The following is a 21,516-nucleotide window of genomic DNA, read 5'->3' on the forward strand; positions in this document are numbered from 1 at the left end:
AAATGAGTTTCACTTGCGTGAACATCTGGGCCATATCATGACCAGCTGGTTTTTACTTGTCTCACCTCCGACCAGGAAGTGGACTCGCCTTAGTTTTTTAGAATATTCAAGACACTTAAACAGTGTTTTGAGAACTCAAGTGTTAATGCTTTCGCATTAACGTTTTTCGCACTAACGTAATCACATCAATAACAACGAATCGTCATTCATGCGCCTTTAGTTAGTACTATCAGCTTTCCAAATTGTTAAAGAACAACACTTAACCGGCAAGCGGTGTGTTTCACTCTACTTCCGAAGAAGTTAACAAGTAATCTGTGTGAACACTCACATGCATCTCTGCACTTTAAGTATTGAGTTAGTCGTATAGGTAAGGAGGTGATCCAGCCCCAGGTTCCCCTAGGGCTACCTTGTTACGACTTCACCCCAGTCATGAACCACAAAGTGGTGAGCGTTCTCCCGAAGGTTAAACTACCCACTTCTTTTGCAGCCCACTCCCATGGTGTGACGGGCGGTGTGTACAAGGCCCGGGAACGTATTCACCGTGGCATTCTGATCCACGATTACTAGCGATTCCGACTTCACGGAGTCGAGTTGCAGACTCCGATCCGGACTACGACGTACTTTGTGAGATTAGCTCCACCTCGCGGCTTTGCAACCCTCTGTATACGCCATTGTAGCACGTGTGTAGCCCTACTCGTAAGGGCCATGATGACTTGACGTCGTCCCCACCTTCCTCCGGTTTATCACCGGCAGTCTCCCTAGAGTTCCCACCATTACGTGCTGGCAAATAAGGATAGGGGTTGCGCTCGTTGCGGGACTTAACCCAACATTTCACAACACGAGCTGACGACAGCCATGCAGCACCTGTCTCACAGTTCCCGAAGGCACAAGTCCATCTCTGGTCTCTTCTGTGGATGTCAAGAGTAGGTAAGGTTCTTCGCGTTGCATCGAATTAAACCACATGCTCCACCGCTTGTGCGGGCCCCCGTCAATTCATTTGAGTTTTAACCTTGCGGCCGTACTCCCCAGGCGGTCTACTTAATGCGTTAGCTTGGGAGCCCAGTGACTAAGTCACCAAACTCCGAGTAGACATCGTTTACGGCGTGGACTACCAGGGTATCTAATCCTGTTTGCTCCCCACGCTTTCGTGCATGAGCGTCAGTCTTTGTCCAGGGGGCCGCCTTCGCCACCGGTATTCCTCCAGATATCTACGCATTTCACCGCTACACCTGGAATTCTACCCCCCTCTACAAGACTCTAGTTCGCCAGTTCCAAATGCAATTCCCAGGTTGAGCCCGGGGATTTCACATCTGGCTTAACAAACCGCCTGCGCACGCTTTACGCCCAGTAATTCCGATTAACGCTCGGACCCTCCGTATTACCGCGGCTGCTGGCACGGAGTTAGCCGGTCCTTCTTCTGTAGGTAACGTCACAGTAATAGTTTATTAAACTATTACCTTTCCTCCCTACTGAAAGTGCTTTACAACCCGAAGGCCTTCTTCACACACGCGGCATGGCTGCATCAGGGTTTCCCCCATTGTGCAATATTCCCCACTGCTGCCTCCCGTAGGAGTCTGGGCCGTGTCTCAGTCCCAGTGTGGCTGATCATCCTCTCAGAACAGCTAGGGATCGTCGCCTTGGTGAGCCATTACCTCACCAACTAGCTAATCCCACCTAGGTTCATCCAATCGCGGAAGGCCCGAAGGTCCCCTCCTTTCCCCCGTAGGGCGTATGCGGTATTAGCAGTCGTTTCCAACTGTTATCCCCCTCGACTGGGCAGATCCCTAGGCATTACTCACCCGTCCGCCGCTCGTCACCTCAGAAGCAAGCTCCCTTGTGTTACCGCTCGACTTGCATGTGTTAGGCCTGCCGCCAGCGTTCAATCTGAGCCATGATCAAACTCTTCAATTAAAGTTCTTTTGAAAACCCCACTCTTATAAATAAGAACGACGCTTTCGGCTCAATGAATTCTGATTTCATTTAAAAGACTCGGAAGAATCAATTAAATGTTTGTACATATTACTATGAACATTCATCGTTGCATTGAGTTGTAATTTTTTGATTGCCAACATTCCGAAGAACAGAAGACAATTTCGAATAACTCAATACCTGTGAATGTCCACACAGATTTCTTGTTTAGATTGTTAAAGAACGTTGCTAATATGAACATCTTTCGATTTTTCATTCAGCGGCCGTTGACGCTAGGTCGTTGGCTTGGGGTGCGTATTTTACGCTTTCCCGGGTTGGCGTCAAGTGTTTTTTCAAACTTTCTTTTCGCCTTGAACTCTGTGTTTTGAAGCACTTAATTCAACCTGACTCGCTAACCGCTTGCGCTGTCTGCCGTGTCAGTGGATGCACATTATAGGCACCACACGGTTTTGCGCAAGGCCTTTTTTAAAGCTTTTAGCAAAAAAGCAACCAACCGAATACTAATCAAACAACTCGGTACTAAAAATACACAACCGCGTTCGATTTTGCTCAATTAAGCTTCAGATAATACAAAGGAGTAGATTAACTAATATAAAACTGGATAAGAATTATAGTACATATTTAAGATTTAGATAAAAAAGATATGATTTAATGAATATGTTGGCAAGTCACAACGATGACCTCAGCTCTCTATATAGTAGAGGAACTAACTACGTAAACTCTATTGTTAGATGCTATTGAAGAAAATCACTCTATAGTTAACTTTCATTTTTCTCGTTGGTAATATCAGTACTATTGATGTCATCGATGGTTGAGTGTTGTTGTGTCTCTGTTTTATTCAATTCATCGCCAACGATGTGGGCCACTTTTAACTTCTTAATCGCTTTAATCGTGATAACAGGTCCAGATAGTGCATATATGTAGAAACCAAGACAAAGAATGATGGCTGGTTCTACAGAAATAATAACGAACACACCTACGAGCAATAACATCACCACGAAATTTACTTTCCCTCGCCAATCGACTTCCTTAAAGGAGTGATAGCGAAAGTTACTGACCATGAGTAGTCCTGTTAATGCAGTAATCAATGCGGCAAGGTAATTTATATCGGTAGGGTCAAGCTCATATTTAGAACCGCTCCAAATACTTCCAGCGATTAAGGCTGCTGCAGCGGGACTAGCTAAACCTTGAAAATAACGTTTATCGGCAACACCAACTTGGGTATTGAAACGAGCTAATCTCAATGCTGCACAAGCACAGTAGATAAAAGCAGCTAACCAGCCTACTTTACCTAAATCTTGCAATGCCCAATTATAAGCAAGGATCGCTGGAGCCATGCCAAAAGAAACCATATCGGCCAAACTATCATATTCAGCCCCAAAATCACTTTGAGTATTGGTTAACCTTGCGACTCTGCCATCTAGTCCGTCACAAATCATAGCGATAAAGATAGCAATTGACGCTAACTCAAAATGACCGTTCATTGATGAAATGACAGCATAAAAACCAGAAAATAGCCCTGCGGTAGTAAATAAGTTAGGTAATAGGTAAATACCTTTATTTTTTACTGGGTGATTAGGTGAATTTTGCATACACTTTACACATTATCGTTTTAGTTGTTGGATTTATACTCAAAGATAGCATATTTTGAAATATCCAAGCATAACGTCAATTAGCTCTGGGAAACTCACATGGGAATTACGCGTTTAGTTTTTGGCTTAGCCACTTTTGCATTTAGTACATGTTTATTTGCCGCGACCATTTACACTTGGGTGGATGATGCTGGCGTTGTACATTACAGCCAACAACAGCCCCTAAATGTAGATGCAAGCAAGATTTATAGTGAGGATATGGAACCTGCTAAAATTGGCACTTACACACCACAAAAAAAAACCGCTGTTAACGTGGAATCTGAATTAGAACAATCAGCAAAAATCATTAATGAAAAAGACAAACAACAAGCCAAAGACATCTGTGAAAGTGCTAAGCACAGCCTTAGTGTATTGAACACTCACAGCAAATTAAATCAACAAGATAAAACTACTGGTGAAACTGTCTCAATGACAGAAGAACAGAGGCAAGCAGCTATTACTGAAAATACCGAACGGGTCAGGTTATTTTGTCAAAATAAATAATAACAAAGGGAGCTAATGCTCCCTTTGTTCAAAAACGTTAGCTGATAATGCTAGATAACATTATTGATTGAAGGCTAGCTTGCCATCTTCTACTACGACTTTAATCATTTTACCTGGCAATAATTGACCTCGCAGTAATTTTTGGGCTAAAGGATTCTCTACTTCTTGCTGCAATGCTCGTTTTAAGGGTCTTGCACCATAAACAGGATCGAATCCAGCTTCAGCAATTAATGATAAAGCCTCATCAGATAATTCAATATCGAACTCTTTCTCGATCAAACGTTTGCGCAATAATTCAAATTGAATACTGGCAATGTGTTTGATATTTTCGGCGTCTAAGGGATGGAATACCACAGACTCATCAATTCGATTTAAAAACTCTGGACGGAAGCTTTGCGTCACAACATTCATGACTCCAGCTTTCATATCTTCATAACTCGTATGACCAAAGCCCTCTTGGATAATATCTGAGCCAAGGTTAGAGGTCATGATGATGACAGTGTTTTTAAAATCAACCGTTCTGCCTTGACCATCAGTTAAACGGCCATCATCTAATACTTGCAGCAACACATTAAATACATCTGGATGAGCTTTCTCAACTTCGTCTAACAAGATAACTGAATAGGGCTTACGGCGAACCGCCTCAGTTAAGTAACCGCCTTCTTCATAACCCACATATCCGGGAGGGGCACCAACTAAACGCGAAACGGTGTGTTTTTCCATAAATTCAGACATGTCTATGCGCACAAGAGCTGATTCTGAATCAAACAAAAACTTAGCTAGCGATTTACACAGCTCAGTTTTACCCACACCGGTAGGCCCAAGGAACAAGAACGAACCTATTGGACGTTGTGGATCGGCAAGACCTGCCCGACTACGACGAATTGCATTAGATACTGCCTCTACAGCCTCATTTTGGCCGATTACACGCTCATGCAATGCATCTTCCATATGCAATAGTTTTTCACGCTCACCTTCGAGCATTTTTGAAACAGGGATACCGGTGGCTTTTGATAGTACTTCAGCAATCTCGACCTCAGTCACTTTATTACGTAACAGTGTCATATCTTGCATTTCTGCTTGCGATGCTAAATCTAGTTGCTTTTCGAGCTCAGGAATACGCCCATACTGTAATTCAGACATCCGCGTTAAGTCACCCGCACGACGAGCTACTTCTAAATCCATTCTCGCCTGTTCGAGATCGGCTTTAATATGTTGTGTGCCTGCTAATGCTGCTTTCTCGGTATGCCAAATCTCATTCATCTCAGAAGCTTTACTTTCGACATCCCTCAGTTCATGTTGTAAAAACTCAAGACGTTTACGACTGGCCTCGTCTGACTCTTTACTTAACGCTTGTTCTTCCAGCTTAAGCTGAATAGCGCGGCGTTCTAAGCGGTCAAGTACTTCTGGCTTAGAATCAATCTGCATTCTGATACTAGATGCCGCTTCATCGATTAAGTCGATAGCTTTGTCCGGCAATTTACGGTCTGAAATATAACGATGCGACATGGTTGCTGCTGCAACTATTGCAGGATCAGTTATTTCAACATGATGATGTAATTCGTAACGCTCTTTTAGACCACGTAAAATGGCAATGGTGTCTTCAACGCTCGGTTCATCAACAATTACTTTTTGAAAACGGCGTTCAAGTGCAGCATCTTTCTCAATATATTGACGATATTCATCAAGTGTTGTTGCGCCGACACAATGCAAATCACCACGTGCTAAAGCAGGCTTAAGCATATTACCAGCATCCATTGCGCCCTCGCCCTTACCTGCGCCGACCATGGTATGCAGCTCATCAATAAACAGAATGACCTGACCTTCCTCTTGGGATAGCTCATTCAATACTGCTTTTAACCGTTCTTCAAACTCACCACGATATTTGGCTCCCGCAATTAACGAGCCCATGTCTAATGACAATACCCGTTTATTTTTAATCCCTTCAGGGACTTCACCATTCACAATACGCTGAGCTAAACCTTCAACAATGGCGGTTTTACCGACACCAGGTTCACCAATTAATACCGGATTATTTTTAGTACGGCGTTGAAGCACTTGAATCGTGCGACGAATTTCCTCATCACGACCAATAACAGGGTCTAACTTACCTTGCTCTGCGCGCTCGGTTAAATCTACGGTAAATTTTTTCAATGCTTGGCGTTGATCTTCAGCATTGGGATCATCAACTTTCTGCCCGCCACGCATGTCTTCAATGGTTTTTTCCATTAACTCTTTGCTTGCACCAGAATCTTTTAATGCTTTGGCAAGGGGGTCATTATTTTCTAATGCCGCCAAGACAAACAATTCAGATGAAATGTATTTGTCTTTGCGCTTTTGCGCTAATTTATCGCATAGGTTTAGTAAACGAATTAACCCTTGTGATAACTGAACATCACCACCAGTACCTTCAACTTGCGGTAAACGCTCTAACTCTTGGCTAACCGCGGAACGAAGCGCGCTAACACGAATGTCCGCTTGCGTAAGTAAAGAATGGATAGAACCAGAATCTTGATTTAACAGCGCCATCATTAAATGAATAGGTTCAATAAATTGATGATCGCGTCCCAATGCTAATGATTGGGCATCAGAAATGGCAATTTGAAACTTATTAGTCATACGATCGAGTCTCATACAACCTCCTAGGATCTGATACATGTGGAATGGGAAATTAATTCAGAAATGAATAATTTGTTAACTTAAAGATGGGGGCATTTAATGTAAACTCAAGGTTAAAACTTAATCTGGATCAAAAAATTGTTGATTTTTTATACTTGAAAGTTGTTACCAATAATAACTTAAGATTTAAGCCAAATGAGAGAAGCCATTCGTCCCGTTTGCTTGTCACGACGATAAGAAAAGTAATCAGGTTCAGAAAAGGTACACACATCTGCGCTATAAGTTTGAGTAACGCCTGCTGCAGACAAACGCAACTTAGCTAAGCCGACTAAATCAGCTAAATATTTAGCATTATTCTGAACAAAATGAGTTGCAGCTTGCGGATTTTTATTGATAAAAGCATCACGAACTTCACTACCAACTTCAAATGCACAAGGACCTATTGCAGGCCCTAAGTATGCGATTAATGCTGACGGTGGAGAATGAAACATCGCCAATGCTTGCTCGATGATGCCCTCACACAAACCGCGCCACCCGGCATGAACTGCGGCAACTTCAGTGCCTTGTTGATTACATAATAATATTGGTAAGCAATCGGCCGTCATTACCGTACATACATGGCCAAACTGATTACTGTAACTACCATCAGCTAATGCTATCGCGCTACCTGGCATCAATGTTTGTACATCAACAACCTTAGTACCATGAACTTGCTCAAGCCAGATTGGCTCAGCAGGTAATGATAATTGCTGAGTTAATATTGCACGATTAGCGAATACATCTTGAGGCTTATCACCAACATGTAGCCCTAAATTTAAACTATCAAACGGGCTAACACTGACGCCACCAAAACGATTTGTCATCGCTATGGCAACGTTAACAGGTATTGGCCAATCGTGCTCAAGCATTATAAATACACTATCGGATTAATCTCAGTATCGACTCGTAGTGCTTTTGTCAGCTCAACCATGTCATCAGGGATCGGCGCATGCCAAGTCATGATTTCACAGGTAAATGGATGAGCAAGTTCTAAACGCACTGCATGTAAAGCTTGGCGCTTAAAGTTTTTGAGTAATTCAAAAAACTCTGGGCTCGCTGATTTAGGCGGACGAGGACGACCACCATAAACCGGATCGCCAACTAACTCATGACCAATATGCGCCATATGAACACGAATTTGGTGAGTACGACCAGATTCCAGACGCAAACGTAAACGCGTATGAGCTCGGAACTTTTCAGACACACGATAATGAGTCACCGATGGGCGACCACCATGGATAACGGCCATTTGAGTACGTCTAGTTGCGTGACGTTCAATAGGTTCATCAACCGTGCCACCTGCCGTCATAGTGCCTAATACAATCGCTTCATACTCGCGAACAATATCACGAGCCTGTAATGCGGCAACCAAATGCGTTTGTGCTTCAACTGTTTTAGCAACAACCATTAGCCCTGTAGTGTCTTTATCTAAACGATGAACAATACCTGCTCTTGGTACATGTTCAATATCTGGACAATGGTATAATAAAGCATTCATCAACGTACCGTCTGCATTACCAGCGCCAGGATGAACAACTAAACCAGCTTGCTTGTTAATGACAATAATATGGTCGTCTTCATAAATAATATTTAAGTCGATATTTTGCGCTTTAGCACTCACTTCTTCTTCAAGTGTTGCCGTTACTTCTATCAACTGAGACTCGAAAACCTTTTCCCGTGGCTTGTCGACTGTGATACCGTCAATAGTAATTGCACCAGATAGGATCCATTCCTTGATGCGTGTACGCGAGTAGTCAGGGAACAAACCAGCTAATGCTTGGTCTAATCTCAGACCGGTTTGTGTTGCTGTGATCTCGCTTTTTAGATTAATCTCTTGTGTCATAGGAACCGTACCCCAGTTTAGGGGTCCAAAGTGAATGTGCTATCTGTTACAATCGGATGTTTTCTATTTTACCGTGAAATGGAAAAATTCTTAACAACAACTTAAAAAGAATTGAATTCAAGTATGTATAAAATTGCCCAAGGTGCCGCCCTAGTATTACTTTCACTGGCTATAACAGCCTGTAGTAGCAGTCCAGAAGACGATGATGTTGCCAGTAAAGCATCACCTGATGTCCTGTACTCTCAAGCAAGAACGTCAATGGAATTAGGTAATTACTCTAAAGCCGTTCGTTCACTTGAAGCATTGGACTCTCGTTTTCCATTTGGTCCGCACAAAACTCAAGTTCAATTAGACTTGATTTATGCGTATTACAAAATGGATGATGCTGCCTCAGGAGTTGCCAATATTGATCGCTTTTTACGCCTCAATCCAACGCATCCTAATATAGATTACGTCTATTATATGCGTGGTTTAACCAATATGCAGGCAGATAATTACTTATTTCACGATTTAATGAATATTGATCGTACCGATCGTGATCCAAAAAATGCTCAAGATGCATTTAAAGATTTTGATCGATTGATTAAATCGTATCCAAATAGCAAGTATTCTGCTGATGCACAACAACGTATGCAGTTCTTAAAGAACCGTTTGGCTAAATATTCAATTCAAGTTGCAGAATATTATATCAAAATGAACGCATGGAGTGCAGCTGCTGTTCGTGCTCAATCAGTTATGGAGAAGTTTCCAGGAACACCTTCAACTGAACAGGCATTAGAAATTATGGCTAAAGCGTATGACGAATTAGGTCAGGAAAAATTACAGCAAAACGTTAAAACTGTAATGAAAGCAAACTTTCCAGCTAATGAAATATTATCTAACTAGTCATCATTCATACTCTACGACTGTTAATTATTGTTTCACATTAAACGCTCCTTGGAGCGTTTTTTATACCTGATTTATCTGCCTTGGCAATTTGAGTCTCTATATATTCAATATTTTTTACTTGTTATGGTAACCACACCAGTAAAAGAGGCACCATAACACCATTTACTCTAGTTACCATCATAGGAGTGAAGTATTTATTACACTATGGTACTTCGGCTGAATAACATTCGATACGCCCAAAATACATCCAAACAAATCGATTTTTGATATAAATATAAAAAACAGGTTGACTCAATGGGTCAAAATCCTTTAAATTGCGTCCGTCGCCCGAATAGCTCAGTCGGTAGAGCAGAGGATTGAAAATCCTCGTGTCCCTGGTTCGATTCCGGGTTCGGGCACCATATTTATATTGGTGGCGACAGCGACTAATAGAATAAAGTTATTTCTCGATACATGTTTTGCAGGTGTGGTGGAATTGGTAGACACGTCAGCTTCAGGTGCTGATGCTCGTAAGGGCGTGGAGGTTCAAGTCCTCTCACCTGTACCAAATAACTTTATCCGTTTTAACAAAAAGGCCTCGCATTGCGAGGCCTTTTTGTTTTTGTTGCCGGTATCACTTTGACGAGTGTTAAAGCCACATATTATTTAGCGGCTCAGGTAGCCTATCAACTGGATTACTCTACTGTATAGTTAATGTTCAGCTCGTTGGCTATAAAATCAGTTGAACGTTAACGCTACAATATCGCTATCTCGTTACGCTCTATCAAACAGTTTGTTCACTGACGAGTCTATCAACTCGCCAGAAAAATCTGCGACAACATAAAACAGCGATTACATCGGCTCAATATAATCCACCATTAACTGCACAGTTTGATTACCTCTAAACTCGTTCACATCAAGCTTATAGACCACACGAGCATGTTTAATGGTTGCATCAGGCCATATTGCTAAATCCACATTAAAAGCAATACCGTCTAACATCGCGTTGCCACATTCCGTTTCAAGTAATAATTTTAAGTGTTTTTCACCCACTATACGCTGCTGTATTACCTTGAATACACCATCAAATAGTGGTTCTTCAAACGACTGCCCCCATGGCCCTGCATTTCGTAATAAAAAGGCAGTATCAAGCGTCATTAACTGGCTCGATAACTCACCATCAGAGAGTAGCTCCCCCGTCAGCTGTTCATAATCTAATACTTCTCTTACCGCATCATCATAAGCTTGCTTAAACTGCTCAAACACATTTGCTTTTAACGATAGTCCTGCTGCCATAGCGTGACCACCAAACTTGGTTATCATTCCAGGAAAGCGACCATTAATGCGTTCGAGTAAATCTCGCATATGCAGGCCTTTAATCGAACGGGCAGAACCTTTTATTACACCATCACCCGCATCGGCAAAAGCAATAACCGGACGATGATAACGATCCTTAATCCGTGAGGCCAAAATACCAATAACACCTTGATGCCAATCATCCTGAAAAATGGCGATGCCCCACGGTAAATCAGCTTCATTGAGTGACACTTTCGATAAACTTTTTAATGCCTCTTGTTGCATGCCCGTTTCAAGTTCGCGGCGCTCTTGGTTTAATCCATCTAATTCCGCTGCCATTCTTCTGGCTAACATGATGTCTTCACACAGTAAGGTTTCAACCCCTAGCGCCATTTCATCTAAACGCCCAGCTGCATTGAGTCGAGGCCCTACCGCAAAACCAAAATCAGCAGCAACAATTTTTTCAGGACTCCGTTTCGCCACCTCAAGCAATGCAGTAATGCCAACACGACAGCGGCCACTTCTGACTCGCTGCAAACCAGCATTAACGAGAATACGGTTATTAGTGTCTAACGACACAACATCAGCGACAGTACCTAAAGCGACAATATCAAGCAATATGCCCAGATTAGGCTCAGTGATTTGCTGTTGTTGATACCAATTACGCTGCCTTAATTGCGCACGTAAAGCAGACATTAGATAAAACGCCACTCCAACACCGGCAATAGACTTACTGGCAAACTGACAACCGGGCTGATTTGGATTAACAATAACATCAGCATTGGGCAAAGTGCTGCCAGGTAAATGATGATCTGTCACGACAACAGTCATTCCTAACAATTTTGCAGCTGCCACCCCTTCAATTGAAGATATTCCATTATCAACGGTAATGAGTACATCAGCATTTTTAGTAAAAGCCACCGCAACAATTTCAGGGCTTAAGCCATAACCATAATCAAACCGATTAGGAATAAGGTAATCAACATGTTTTGCCCCCATCATTTTCAGCGCCAGCATACATACACTAGTCGACGTAGCACCATCAGCATCAAAATCCCCAACAATCAAAATTGATTGCTGCGCAGCAATAGCATCCGCAATAATCACGGCGGCTTCTGCTAGCCCTTTCATACTATCTGGGCGTAATAACTTACTTAGCATTAATTCGCAGTTATCTTCATTGACGCCACGGCGAGCATAGAGCTGTTTCAATAATGGCGATAAAGAAGCGGGTAAATGACTATCATCAACCTGAGGACGACGGACTATTTTATGAGACAAAAGGCAACCTTAAACGGGTAATTAGAGAATAGAGCATAACAAAAAGGTGAGCCTAAGCTCACCTTGATTTTACGTTTTTAGCACACACTTTACGACGTTGATTTACTAGTCTGATTTATAAATTCGATTCAATCGTACGTAATAAATCAGCCGGAGCTTGATAGCCAGGTACCATCACACCATTTTCTAAAATCAGTGCCGGTGTACCGTTAATCCCGAACGACATACCTAATTTATACTGGGCCGCAATATCAATATCACAACTTGCCGCTTTAACATTACCACCCGCTTTAGCTTCTGACATCGCTTTTAAAGGATCTTTAGCACACCATACCGCTTGCATCTCGTCTGCATTAGCAGAAGGAATACCTGCACGAGGATAAGCTAAATAACGAATAGTGATACCTAAATCATTATAGCCTTGCATTTGATTGTGTAGCTTGCGGCAATAACCACAGTCTACATCGGTAAATACCGTGACAACATGTTTCTCATTTTTCGCTTTGTAAACCAACATCTCATCTTCAAATGGCTTAAGTAACTCTATACGAGGTCCAGCCAATGCAGCCTCGGTTAAGTTTTTCATGCCTTTATCCATGTCATACAAATTGCCATGAATGAGTTTTGTGCCATCTTTGGTGACGTATAATACACCGCGGTCTGTTAGTGCTTGATATAAACCGTCGATTGGAGATTGTTGAATGAGCATCACGTTGACACCCAAGGTTTCAGTGAGTTTTTGCTTTAACGCTGATTCATTGGACACATCGGTCGCAGGTGCCGCTGACACAATAGGGGCAATAATAAGGCTGGCAACAAGGGCGAATGCTTTAGTTAACTTCATGGTAATTCCTATATTACACGGGTTCATAATCAATAGACCCGACTTCGTAAGCAAAACTTACAGATTTAATTTCGCTAGCGCAACAAATACTCATAATCTTAAATGTAAGGATTTGAAACCTACACAGATACAAATCACACTAAGCTAACCGCGTGGATGATGTTGGCTATGCAGTTGCTGTAAGCGCACTTTAGCAACATGTGTATAAATTTGAGTGGTCGATAAATCACTGTGACCGAGTAATAATTGTACCACACGCAAATCCGCGCCATGGTTAAGTAAATGGGTAGCAAAAGCATGGCGTAACGTATGTGGTGATAAATGACATTGAATACCCGCCCTGGCCGCATACAATTTAATTCGATGCCAAAAGGTTTGTCTGGTCATCATTTGCCCACGACGTGAGGGAAACAATACATCTGACTGCTTCATACTTAATAGCTCGGCACGAGCAAACTTGATGTACTGTTCAACAGCTGTAATGGCCAGCTCACCTAAAGGGACCAAACGCTCTTTGCCTCCTTTACCCATCACCCTCACCAAACCTTGGCGTAAACTAATTTGCTCCATCGTTAAACTCACCAATTCGGTTACCCGCAGCCCTGTAGCATACAACAGCTCTAACATGGCTTTATCTCGGTACTCGATAGGATCATCAATATTTGGCTCTGATAATAAATTATCTATTTGCGCCTCAGACAATGTATCCGGTAATTGACGAACTAACTTGGGCGACTTGATTAATGCTGTAGGGTCTTGGCTTATTTTCTGTTTAACTAATAAGTAAGCATAAAAACGTCGTAAACTACTGAGAAGTCTCGCTGTGCTACTTTTAGCAAATTGTTTATCAAAACGTTCAGCAAGATAGTCACGCAGTAAGGCCTGGTCAACTTGCAGCAAATCCTTACCTTTGGTCAAAACATAACGTTCAGCATTTTGTAAATCTGTACGATAAGATACCAAGGTATTATCACTTAGCCCGTTAGTTGACCACAAGTCATCAAGAAACTGGTTAATTAAGGGATCGGGTTGATAAGCAGGTTTGGCCAAAGCGGTATCCAATAAATAATAAAAAATAAATAATAAAAAACGACGTTAGATAATCTATCATAACGTCGTTATATTGATCTGTTAATTATGATCTATTTAACAATTAAGCATCCGCTTTTTGAGCCTGATTTTGAGGTAAAAACAAACACACAATTGCTGTTAACGCAGTAGGTAGCAACCAAGCCATCCCCTCTGCATGCAGTGGCATAAAGTCAAGGAAGCTCATGTCCATGCCTGCCGTTTGTAACCCATCAAAGATACCGAAAAACAGTGCAACACTCAGCACGACTCGATGCGAAAAAGCAGGTCTAGCAAAGCGTTCTGTCAAAAAAGTTACCAATACCAATGCTATCGCAACGGGATAAATAGTCATTAACACAGGAATACTGATGCTTATTAATTGCGATAAACCTACGTTAGCGACAGTGGCACATATCACACTTAATAAAACCACTAGTAACTGGTACGATAATTTTGGCATTAATTCATTGAAGAATTCAGAGCAGGCTGTAACTAAGCCAACGGCCGTCGTTAAGCAAGCAAGCGTTACAACCGTTGACAGCATTAAGGTACCAATATTACCAAAATGATGAGTCACATAGTTTGTTAAAATTTGGCCGCCATTGTCTGCACCAATAGCAAAATCGCCTGCTGAAGCACCAAGATAAAACAACGACACATACACAAACGCTAAACCACCAGCAGCAATAAATGCTGCACGAACTAAATACTTAGTTTGATCGGCGGCATCGTTAACGCCTTTTTTGCGTAACAAATCGATGATTAACATACCAAACATCAATGATGCCAAGGTATCCATGGTGTTATAACCTTCAATAATTCCTTTGGTTAATGGACTATTAATATATTCACCGACCGGAAGGTTCACCTCTGCGCCAGGAAGAATAATCACTGAACTGGCTAACCCCACCAAGAGTAAAATCAATACTGGCGTAAGTATTTTACCTACGCTATCGAGTAATTTTCCAGGAAATAAAGATAAAAACATCACAATGGAGAAAAACACCAAAGTATAAATAAGTTGCGCAATACTAAACTCTTTGCCGCCAAGCATCATTAACGCATCTGGATTACTAATAAAAGGTCTAGCGCCAATTTCGAACGCCACCAACGCAGTACGTGGGGCCGCAAATGCTGGGCCAATGATAATATAAATCGCAATGGCTAATGCTGTGGCAGCAAACGCAGGTAATAGCGCCATCACTTTACCGTTAGCTTTCGCAACGGCAATTAACCCTATCAGTGGCATACCCACTGCGGTAATTAAGAAACCGAACATCGCAAAAGACATATTCTCGCCAGCAAGCATGCCAGCAAAAGGTGGGAAAATTAAGTTACCCGCACCTAAAAAAAACGCAAAGGTCATAAACCCTAACCCTAGCGTATCAGTCACACTCATTTTAGTTGTTTGCACTACTAGCCTCGTTTTATTGTTATGTTTTTTAACAAACCTAATTGATTACGCCATAATTAGCTACTGCTGAGCTGAACGAACAATAAATTGTAAAGTTAAAAATACACTTAGAAAATAGTAAACTTTGTTAAGAGAGTAACGAAAATGACTCGCTAGCTCAGTGTTCAGCATGACATCCCTGTCAAATAGCCTTAATTAGACTTTTTACTCAATTTTACGAGTAAAAAAGCGCGCAAACTAATATCAAATATCGCCTTAATACTCAAGCACCAGCCCCCTAAACAATTAAAAAAAACTATTTAGTTACGATTTATGGCAAGACTTGTGTACATATCCACCACATCTATGATTTTAAAGTTAATTTGTCGTAACAAAAAGTCAACGGTACAGGTCAGAGGGAATTAACACGCGACAGTAAAAATCAAAGCGGTTATGATCTTATTCGAGTAGTTCATACAATCGAAAGAGTAATCAATTATCTATGTCTTTTACGTTTAAGCAATTTCATATCGATGATCAACAGTGTGGTATGGCCGTCAGTACTGATGCAGTTTTACTCGGTGCTTGGGCTGAGCTAACTCAATCAAGGCATATTCTGGATATTGGTGCAGGAAGCGGTTTGCTCAGTTTAATGGCAGCACAACGTAGTCCTCGCCACACGAGTATTATTGCAGTAGAAATAGACAATGCAGCCGCAAAGGCTTGCCAATTTAATATTAAACAAAGCCCTTGGTCAGAGACGGTGCAACTCTTTCACGGTGCTATTCAAGACTTTCAACAACTGCACAAAAAGAATGATGAGCCATTATTCGACCATATTATTTGTAACCCTCCTACATCCAAGTTTTAATATATGGACAACTAGAAATCCCTTTTAATATCACGTCTAACAGGTATTTCTAGTTGTCCATACATTTACACTCAATTATGGACACTCTGAAATCGATTTTGTCCATATTCAGGAGATGATTTACGACCCTGGGTACATTTCTGGACATTTGTGAGTTACAAATGTTGTTCAATGCTGAGCTTTAAGATAACTTGTTCTATAGCTAATCGGATAAACAACTACAAATCAAAGTTCAATTTAAATTACCTCTAAAATTTAGAGCACATTTTTGAAATAAAATATATTAATATCTAGATGTTATATGTAATATACAGTAAATATAAGCGCAGGTAGGCAATATTATTGTTCCTCGCTTGCCTCTATGGAGAGAAGCTATTTTGGACAATTTCTGGGTAAAAGTTATCAAAGTTACTGGATATGTAGGGGTGATAGCTTTTCTATTTACTTTACTTATGGAATACGTGTTTAGTGAAAGCATTATTGCATTGCTAGGTTCTGAGAAAGTTTTCTACATCATTGTAGCGTTACTGGCCATTTTCACTTTATGTATTCTAATTGCTTTACTCAAACCTCCCCATCGTGACGATAACAAAGCCAAAAATAACCACTCTCAGCCAACCGAACATAATAAAGAAAAGAAAGATATTTCAGTGACATATACTGGGGAATCCACGCACAACGGCAATAACCTCTTTTAAGATGAAATCTCAAATGACTGTCAATTATAACGACGAGTCAGCTCACCATGGTGACAATGTTTTTACTTCATTAAGTTCACTTGAACAAGCTGTCGAACAAATTAAACGCACCCTAGGAAGCAATAACGGTGCAATTGAGATTATTGAAAATCTAGCAGACTACATCACGGATTATCCTAATAGAGAAATCATTGGCTTAGAGAACAAGCTAATAAATGGTGATCGTCAAGACCTTTCTGATAGAGCGCTATTACTTAAAAACCGTTTTGAAAGAAAACTGGCAAAGAATCAGATGGCATTAGCTGAACAACATATCTATGTTCAAATTCTATCAACAATTAGCTCTATTTGGCATTCAAAGATAAAGCCTTTAATTGATGTTGGCGCATCAAAAAACACAGTAGATAAGGCGATATTTGATGATCTGATAGAGCCAGTCCACAAAGCCGTTGTTCGTTATGACACTCTCGCAACCTCTGAGCTAGTCAGTGGGATGCTCTATTTTCTTACAGGGAAATGCCACTTAGTGTGGGAGAAATCATGCTAATTTACCACCCCGCACAAGATATCAACCACTGTGTATATCGCTTGCTTTCTATTATGGCAAATACTGAACATCAGAAAATCAAACTTGATACTTATCGTCTGATTGATTTTTATACTCTTTTTCCGTATTTAGTCTCACTAATCAAACCACTTCCTAAACCATTGAATAAACATAAAAGTAAGTTTCTTAATATACCTGAACCATTCGAGGCACTAAAAAATACTCGAAGAATTCTATTCGAACTCGAAAACTTACAAACAATTGCTATTCAGAACCTATTGGCTAAAAACATTTTGGACAAAGAGTGCTTTGAAAAAGGATTTATCAAACGAACAGATTTGTCACTACCGCAACCACTTGCAGATGAGCTAAACAACTCAAACTTAGCTCAAGAGGAATGGTTTATAGCTCTAATTGAGGCTTTACCTAACGTCAAATTTGAAGGAAAGACTGGGCTAAAAGCTAGAACTGGTTTGATGGAATATCGTTATGATCTGGAGGCACAATGAGTCGTGCTAAGTTATTTATAAATCACTTTTCCGTATATGCATTAAGTAAGTATGTTTATGATCAGGAATTCCACTCTGGGGTAAACATAATCAGGGGTGAGAACGGAACAGGTAAGTCAACAATCATGGACTTAATCTGTTACGTTCTGGGAGCTGAAATTACAGATTGGACTCAAGAGCAGCTCAAGTGTGACTATGTGATTGCTGAACTAAGCATTAATGAGCATATTGTAACTTTGAAAAGAAATATTACAGCAACTGGCCAAGAGCGAGTACTTTTCTTTGATGGTGATATAGCTAGAGCCCGATCAAGTGACGAGGGTTGGACTAAATTTCCAATGCGCCGTAATCAAGATACTCATAGCTTTTCACAACATCTATTTGAACTATTAAACTTACCTCGTCATCAGACTGATGATAGTAAAAACCTTACAATGCATCAGATGCTTAGGTTGATGTATGTTGATCAGCTATCAGCTACAAATAAGCTGCTTAAAGAAGAAGTGAGGTATGACAACGTAACGACTCGACGTGCAATCGGTGAGTACTTGCTAGGCATAGATACACTTGAAGCATACAACTTAAGACAAGATTTGATCGAGTCTAATAAAACTTTTGAGAAATTGAATGCAGAACTAAATGCGATTTATCGTATGTTCGGACATGATGAGACCCTCATAAACCTAAAGAGTCTGAATTCAGAGATTAGTAAAGTAAATTCCGATATCGCAGAATTAGAAAAAAAACGCATAGAAGTCAAAAGTACTGCTATGGAGCAAGTTTCAGAAGATGTGGCTAAGCGAGTAAAATCGCTAGTCAAAGAAATCAGTGCCCTAGCAAGCACATTATCTACTTTAAAGGCTAGTCGTGATACAGTTTCAGCAGAACTTCGTGAAACTTCAGCATTTATACAGTCTCTTGAGTACAGAAAGAACTCTCTAGCACAATCTCAAGTAACGTATAGTAACCTTGGGGCTATTTCGTTTAAATATTGTCCATCATGCCTTGAGAAATTAGAAGCTAGTGAAGTCAATTCATGTTGCCTTTGTCAATCCCCTAAAAACGACAGTGATAAAGACTTTGCTTATTCTCAATTATTTAACGAATTGAACTTCCAGATCAAAGAAAGTCAAAAACTAATGGAAAGCTTTCAAGGTGACATAGCACTAATTGAATCAAAAATCCCGCTAATTAATCAAACAATGTCACATTCCAAAGCAGAGCTAAATACAATCTATGTATCCAATGATGATAAGGATGCTATTTTGCAAAACCTGTCTACAGAAATTGGGTTCTGTCAAAGCCAAGTTCTCACCTTAGAAGATAAAAAAGAACAGGTATCAAAGGTTGAACTATTACAGGCAAAAAAAGCAAAAGCACAAGAGCAAATTATTAAAATTCAAGAGAGATTAGAAAGAGTATCGATTCTTCAAGAAAATAGATATGTGTCCGTATATGGTTCGATTGAATCAAAGGCTAAAGGGCTTCTAATGTTAGATGGTGGATATGAGACTGCTTTTGAGGAACCTGAGGATGTAACTTTTGATTTCGCCAAGGATAAAATGTTCGTTAATGGTAGAAGTAAATTTTCTGCTAGCTCAATGGTTGTCATGAAAAACAGTATCCGTTTTTCGATATTTGCTCACGCCTCTGACGACACATACGCTCGATTTCCCAATCTAATCCTTATGGATAACGTTGAGGATAAGGGGATGCGAGAAGAGCGCAGTCAAAATTTTCAACGAAACATGGTAGATGTGTGCGGAACGATACAGAATGATTTTCAATTGATATATACAACGTCAATGATTGCTGAAGAGCTCGAAGGAACAACTATGTGCGTCGGGCCATTTTATTCAAAAGGCAGCCATACATTAGAGTTTTAAGCGTCTAGCAATTACATATATCTTTAAAAGAAGTCGACAAAACGGATAATCATACATTTGAAACATTTGCGTCAATCGAGGATAGATAAGACATATTTTTGTATGGCGCGAACTCATAATGGGGCAGAAATGTGTCACCTATCAAACTCAGAAATGGATATACATGAGCCAGTAGCTTTATGGGTATGTGAGGCTTTTGATGCCTTCAGGGAATTATGTGTTCTCATTGCTGTGATCTTTCGCATGAACTGGTCAAGTTGTATTTAGGTTTGAGCAGCTTATTTGTTACTGTAGAATTCAAGAAAACGATATTGCTCGACTGGGTTTTAAGTAACGTCTCGAGCCCCCTATCTAGTTAAACTTACTTTTTGGAAAGTTACAATTAAATGAGAAGACGTTATCGTTATAGCCCTAGGTCATACAGGAGTTGGGGGCGAGCAACACAGTCGAAAGAATATAAGTTAGAAAGGCTTATAGGTGCATCCGCTTTAGACATGATCATTCAACGGTTTTACACTGCAACTTCCAACGAGATTGAACTAATTCTCAGAGTCTATGCTCTTGAGTATGGACAAAGTGCATTAGCATACGCCCGAAACACACTCCCCAAGTGGAAGTCAAATGCAACCAAGCTTTCAGGGCAAACGAAAGAACGACTTGTCCGTTGCGTCCCTGAGTGCCTACAAGCGAATGAACGATATGATATAGCAAAAGAAATCTGTTTGTTTTATGAAAGCAAAAGGCATAAAAAAATAGCCCATATCAGTATCAATACTGACGAACCTCAAGAAGGGTTGGCTCGAGTCTACGATACTATACAGAGTTTTTATGAGGCTAGAGAAATCATTGAGTTGCCTGAAGATCTAACTCAAGCAATTTCTTGGCTGGCGAAGGATGATGTTACTATCGCTCGCGCTTTGCTTGCTAAAGTAGAACAAGAAAGTGCAAACAGGGTTGAAAAGCGCGCATATGGAGATTTGGAGGTTGTCGAAAGTTTTCTCGCGAAAGAGGAGCCAGCACAAATCAACCAAACTATAGAATTTCCAAATGGGAGTATTTCATTGTCGACTTATACACCGCGCAAACCGTTTTTGAAAAGGTTAGTGTCATCTATTTTCGGAGGTTGAATTGAATAATAAAAGTGAGAACAAAGCGTTAGTTACTAGCGACATTCTCGGTAATGCACTCGCAAACCTGAACGAAGAACAAATAAAAAATATAAGTGTAAAGGCTGCTGAAGAAGCTCTCAATATTCAAAAGAGAGAAGTTGACCGTGATAGTTTGGAAATCCGATCACGAAAAGAAGCAGAAGACCACGTAGATACTTTTAACGAACTTAATAAAGATGGGAAAGTTGCTCACGAAGTAATTACTAAAAGTACTACTGCAACGGGTACTAGGACGATCACTAGTCGAAGTGGTACTGCCACAGCAAAAAGTGCGTGTTTTGTCGCTACAAGTGCATTCGAAGATTTTGACCATCCAACTGTTGATGAGTTAAGGTTCTGGCGTGATGACAGCTTAAAAAAACATAAAGCAGGACAATGGTTTATCACTTGGTATTATAAAAATGGAGAGTCACTCGCATTGTGGCTCGATAAAAGACCTAACCTCAAACCATATATCCGAAATACCTTGTCTGCTTTTGTAGCTGTTGTAAGAACAAAGAAATAGTAAATATAGAAGCG

16 protein-coding genes, 2 tRNA genes, 1 rRNA gene and 1 pseudogene are annotated in these 21,516 nt (G+C 40.7%); 11 read left to right on the forward strand and 9 right to left on the reverse strand.

What is annotated here, in order from left to right; translation table 11 throughout:
- Window positions 1-368: 368 nt before the first annotated feature.
- Together GUY17_RS16830 and pssA are read right to left on the reverse strand one after the other, a co-directional pair.
- Window positions 369-1,911, reverse strand: a 16S ribosomal RNA gene (locus GUY17_RS16830).
- Between the two features lie 776 nt (window positions 1,912-2,687).
- Complete coding sequence (pssA, locus tag GUY17_RS16835) at window positions 2,688-3,521, reverse strand: CDP-diacylglycerol--serine O-phosphatidyltransferase (protein WP_162023791.1); 834 nt, start codon at window positions 3,519-3,521, stop codon at window positions 2,688-2,690.
- A 99-nt stretch (window positions 3,522-3,620) separates the two neighbouring features.
- On the opposite strand from pssA, the gene GUY17_RS16840 reads away from it, so the two are divergent.
- A complete protein-coding gene (locus GUY17_RS16840) occupies window positions 3,621-4,064 on the forward strand; it encodes a DUF4124 domain-containing protein (RefSeq protein ID WP_162023792.1) in 444 nt (147 codons plus the stop codon).
- A 60-nt stretch (window positions 4,065-4,124) separates the two neighbouring features.
- Here GUY17_RS16840 and clpB read toward each other — a convergent pair whose 3' ends face one another.
- The 3 genes from clpB to rluD all read right to left on the reverse strand — a co-directional run bounded on the left by clpB (window position 4,125) and on the right by rluD (window position 8,565).
- Window positions 4,125-6,698: an ATP-dependent chaperone ClpB gene (gene clpB, locus GUY17_RS16845; RefSeq protein ID WP_162023793.1), complete on the reverse strand. Its 2,574-nt coding sequence runs from the start codon at window positions 6,696-6,698 to the stop codon at window positions 4,125-4,127.
- Window positions 6,699-6,862: 164 nt separating this feature from the next.
- Window positions 6,863-7,591 (reverse strand): peptidoglycan editing factor PgeF, encoded by a 729-nt coding sequence (gene pgeF, locus GUY17_RS16850; protein ID WP_162023794.1) that lies wholly within the window; start codon window positions 7,589-7,591, stop codon window positions 6,863-6,865.
- Window positions 7,591-8,565 (reverse strand): 23S rRNA pseudouridine(1911/1915/1917) synthase RluD, encoded by a 975-nt coding sequence (rluD, locus tag GUY17_RS16855; protein WP_162023795.1) that lies wholly within the window; start codon window positions 8,563-8,565, stop codon window positions 7,591-7,593. The genes pgeF and rluD overlap by 1 nt, the downstream gene beginning before the upstream one ends.
- 123 nt (window positions 8,566-8,688) lie before the next feature.
- On the opposite strand from rluD, the gene GUY17_RS16860 reads away from it, so the two are divergent.
- The 3 genes from GUY17_RS16860 (at window position 8,689) to GUY17_RS16870 (ending at window position 10,000) form a co-directional block, all read left to right on the forward strand.
- Window positions 8,689-9,450 carry an outer membrane protein assembly factor BamD gene (locus tag GUY17_RS16860; RefSeq protein ID WP_162023796.1) on the forward strand — a complete coding sequence of 254 codons (762 nt, stop codon included), beginning with the start codon at window positions 8,689-8,691 and terminating at the stop codon, window positions 9,448-9,450.
- A 328-nt stretch (window positions 9,451-9,778) separates the two neighbouring features.
- Window positions 9,779-9,854: transfer RNA gene (locus GUY17_RS16865), tRNA-Phe, on the forward strand.
- Between the two features lie 59 nt (window positions 9,855-9,913).
- Window positions 9,914-10,000: transfer RNA gene (locus tag GUY17_RS16870), tRNA-Leu, on the forward strand.
- 284 nt (window positions 10,001-10,284) lie between these two features.
- Here GUY17_RS16870 and recJ read toward each other — a convergent pair.
- The 4 genes from recJ to brnQ form a co-directional block, all read right to left on the reverse strand.
- A complete protein-coding gene (gene recJ / locus GUY17_RS16875; protein ID WP_162023797.1) occupies window positions 10,285-12,009 on the reverse strand; it encodes a single-stranded-DNA-specific exonuclease RecJ in 1,725 nt (574 codons plus the stop codon).
- A 115-nt stretch (window positions 12,010-12,124) separates the two neighbouring features.
- Entirely contained in the window at window positions 12,125-12,853 is a 729-nt protein-coding gene (gene dsbC / locus GUY17_RS16880) for a bifunctional protein-disulfide isomerase/oxidoreductase DsbC (protein ID WP_101085342.1), read from the reverse strand.
- Between the two features lie 144 nt (window positions 12,854-12,997).
- On the reverse strand, window positions 12,998-13,903 hold the full coding sequence (gene xerD, locus GUY17_RS16885) for a site-specific tyrosine recombinase XerD (RefSeq protein WP_101085341.1): 906 nt from the start codon (window positions 13,901-13,903) through the stop codon (window positions 12,998-13,000).
- A gap of 103 nt (window positions 13,904-14,006) precedes the next feature.
- Entirely contained in the window at window positions 14,007-15,338 is a 1,332-nt protein-coding gene (brnQ, locus tag GUY17_RS16890) for a branched-chain amino acid transport system II carrier protein (protein WP_101085340.1), read from the reverse strand.
- A 481-nt stretch (window positions 15,339-15,819) separates the two neighbouring features.
- Here brnQ and GUY17_RS16895 point away from each other — a divergent pair.
- The 7 genes and pseudogenes from GUY17_RS16895 to GUY17_RS16925 form a co-directional block, all read left to right on the forward strand.
- A pseudogene (locus GUY17_RS16895) lies at window positions 15,820-16,173 on the forward strand (tRNA1(Val) (adenine(37)-N6)-methyltransferase); the annotation flags it as partial.
- A 392-nt stretch (window positions 16,174-16,565) separates the two neighbouring features.
- On the forward strand, window positions 16,566-16,886 hold the full coding sequence (locus tag GUY17_RS16900; RefSeq protein WP_162023798.1) for a hypothetical protein: 321 nt from the start codon (window positions 16,566-16,568) through the stop codon (window positions 16,884-16,886).
- A 13-nt stretch (window positions 16,887-16,899) separates the two neighbouring features.
- Window positions 16,900-17,433: an ABC-three component system protein gene (locus GUY17_RS16905; RefSeq protein WP_162023799.1), complete on the forward strand. Its 534-nt coding sequence runs from the start codon at window positions 16,900-16,902 to the stop codon at window positions 17,431-17,433.
- Window positions 17,427-17,942 (forward strand): ABC-three component system middle component 5, encoded by a 516-nt coding sequence (locus GUY17_RS16910; RefSeq protein ID WP_162023800.1) that lies wholly within the window; start codon window positions 17,427-17,429, stop codon window positions 17,940-17,942. Before GUY17_RS16905 ends, GUY17_RS16910 begins: the two co-directional genes overlap by 7 nt.
- Window positions 17,939-19,828 carry a hypothetical protein gene (locus GUY17_RS16915; RefSeq protein WP_162023801.1) on the forward strand — a complete coding sequence of 630 codons (1,890 nt, stop codon included), beginning with the start codon at window positions 17,939-17,941 and terminating at the stop codon, window positions 19,826-19,828. Before GUY17_RS16910 ends, GUY17_RS16915 begins: the two co-directional genes overlap by 4 nt.
- A gap of 386 nt (window positions 19,829-20,214) precedes the next feature.
- Window positions 20,215-20,955 carry a hypothetical protein gene (locus tag GUY17_RS16920; RefSeq protein WP_162023802.1) on the forward strand — a complete coding sequence of 247 codons (741 nt, stop codon included), beginning with the start codon at window positions 20,215-20,217 and terminating at the stop codon, window positions 20,953-20,955.
- Window position 20,956: 1 nt separating this feature from the next.
- Entirely contained in the window at window positions 20,957-21,502 is a 546-nt protein-coding gene (locus tag GUY17_RS16925) for a CFI-box-CTERM domain-containing protein (RefSeq protein WP_162023803.1), read from the forward strand.
- The last annotated feature ends 14 nt before the right edge of the window (window positions 21,503-21,516 follow it).

Source organism: Shewanella sp. Arc9-LZ (genome assembly GCF_010092445.1).
Taxonomy (GTDB): domain Bacteria; phylum Pseudomonadota; class Gammaproteobacteria; order Enterobacterales; family Shewanellaceae; genus Shewanella.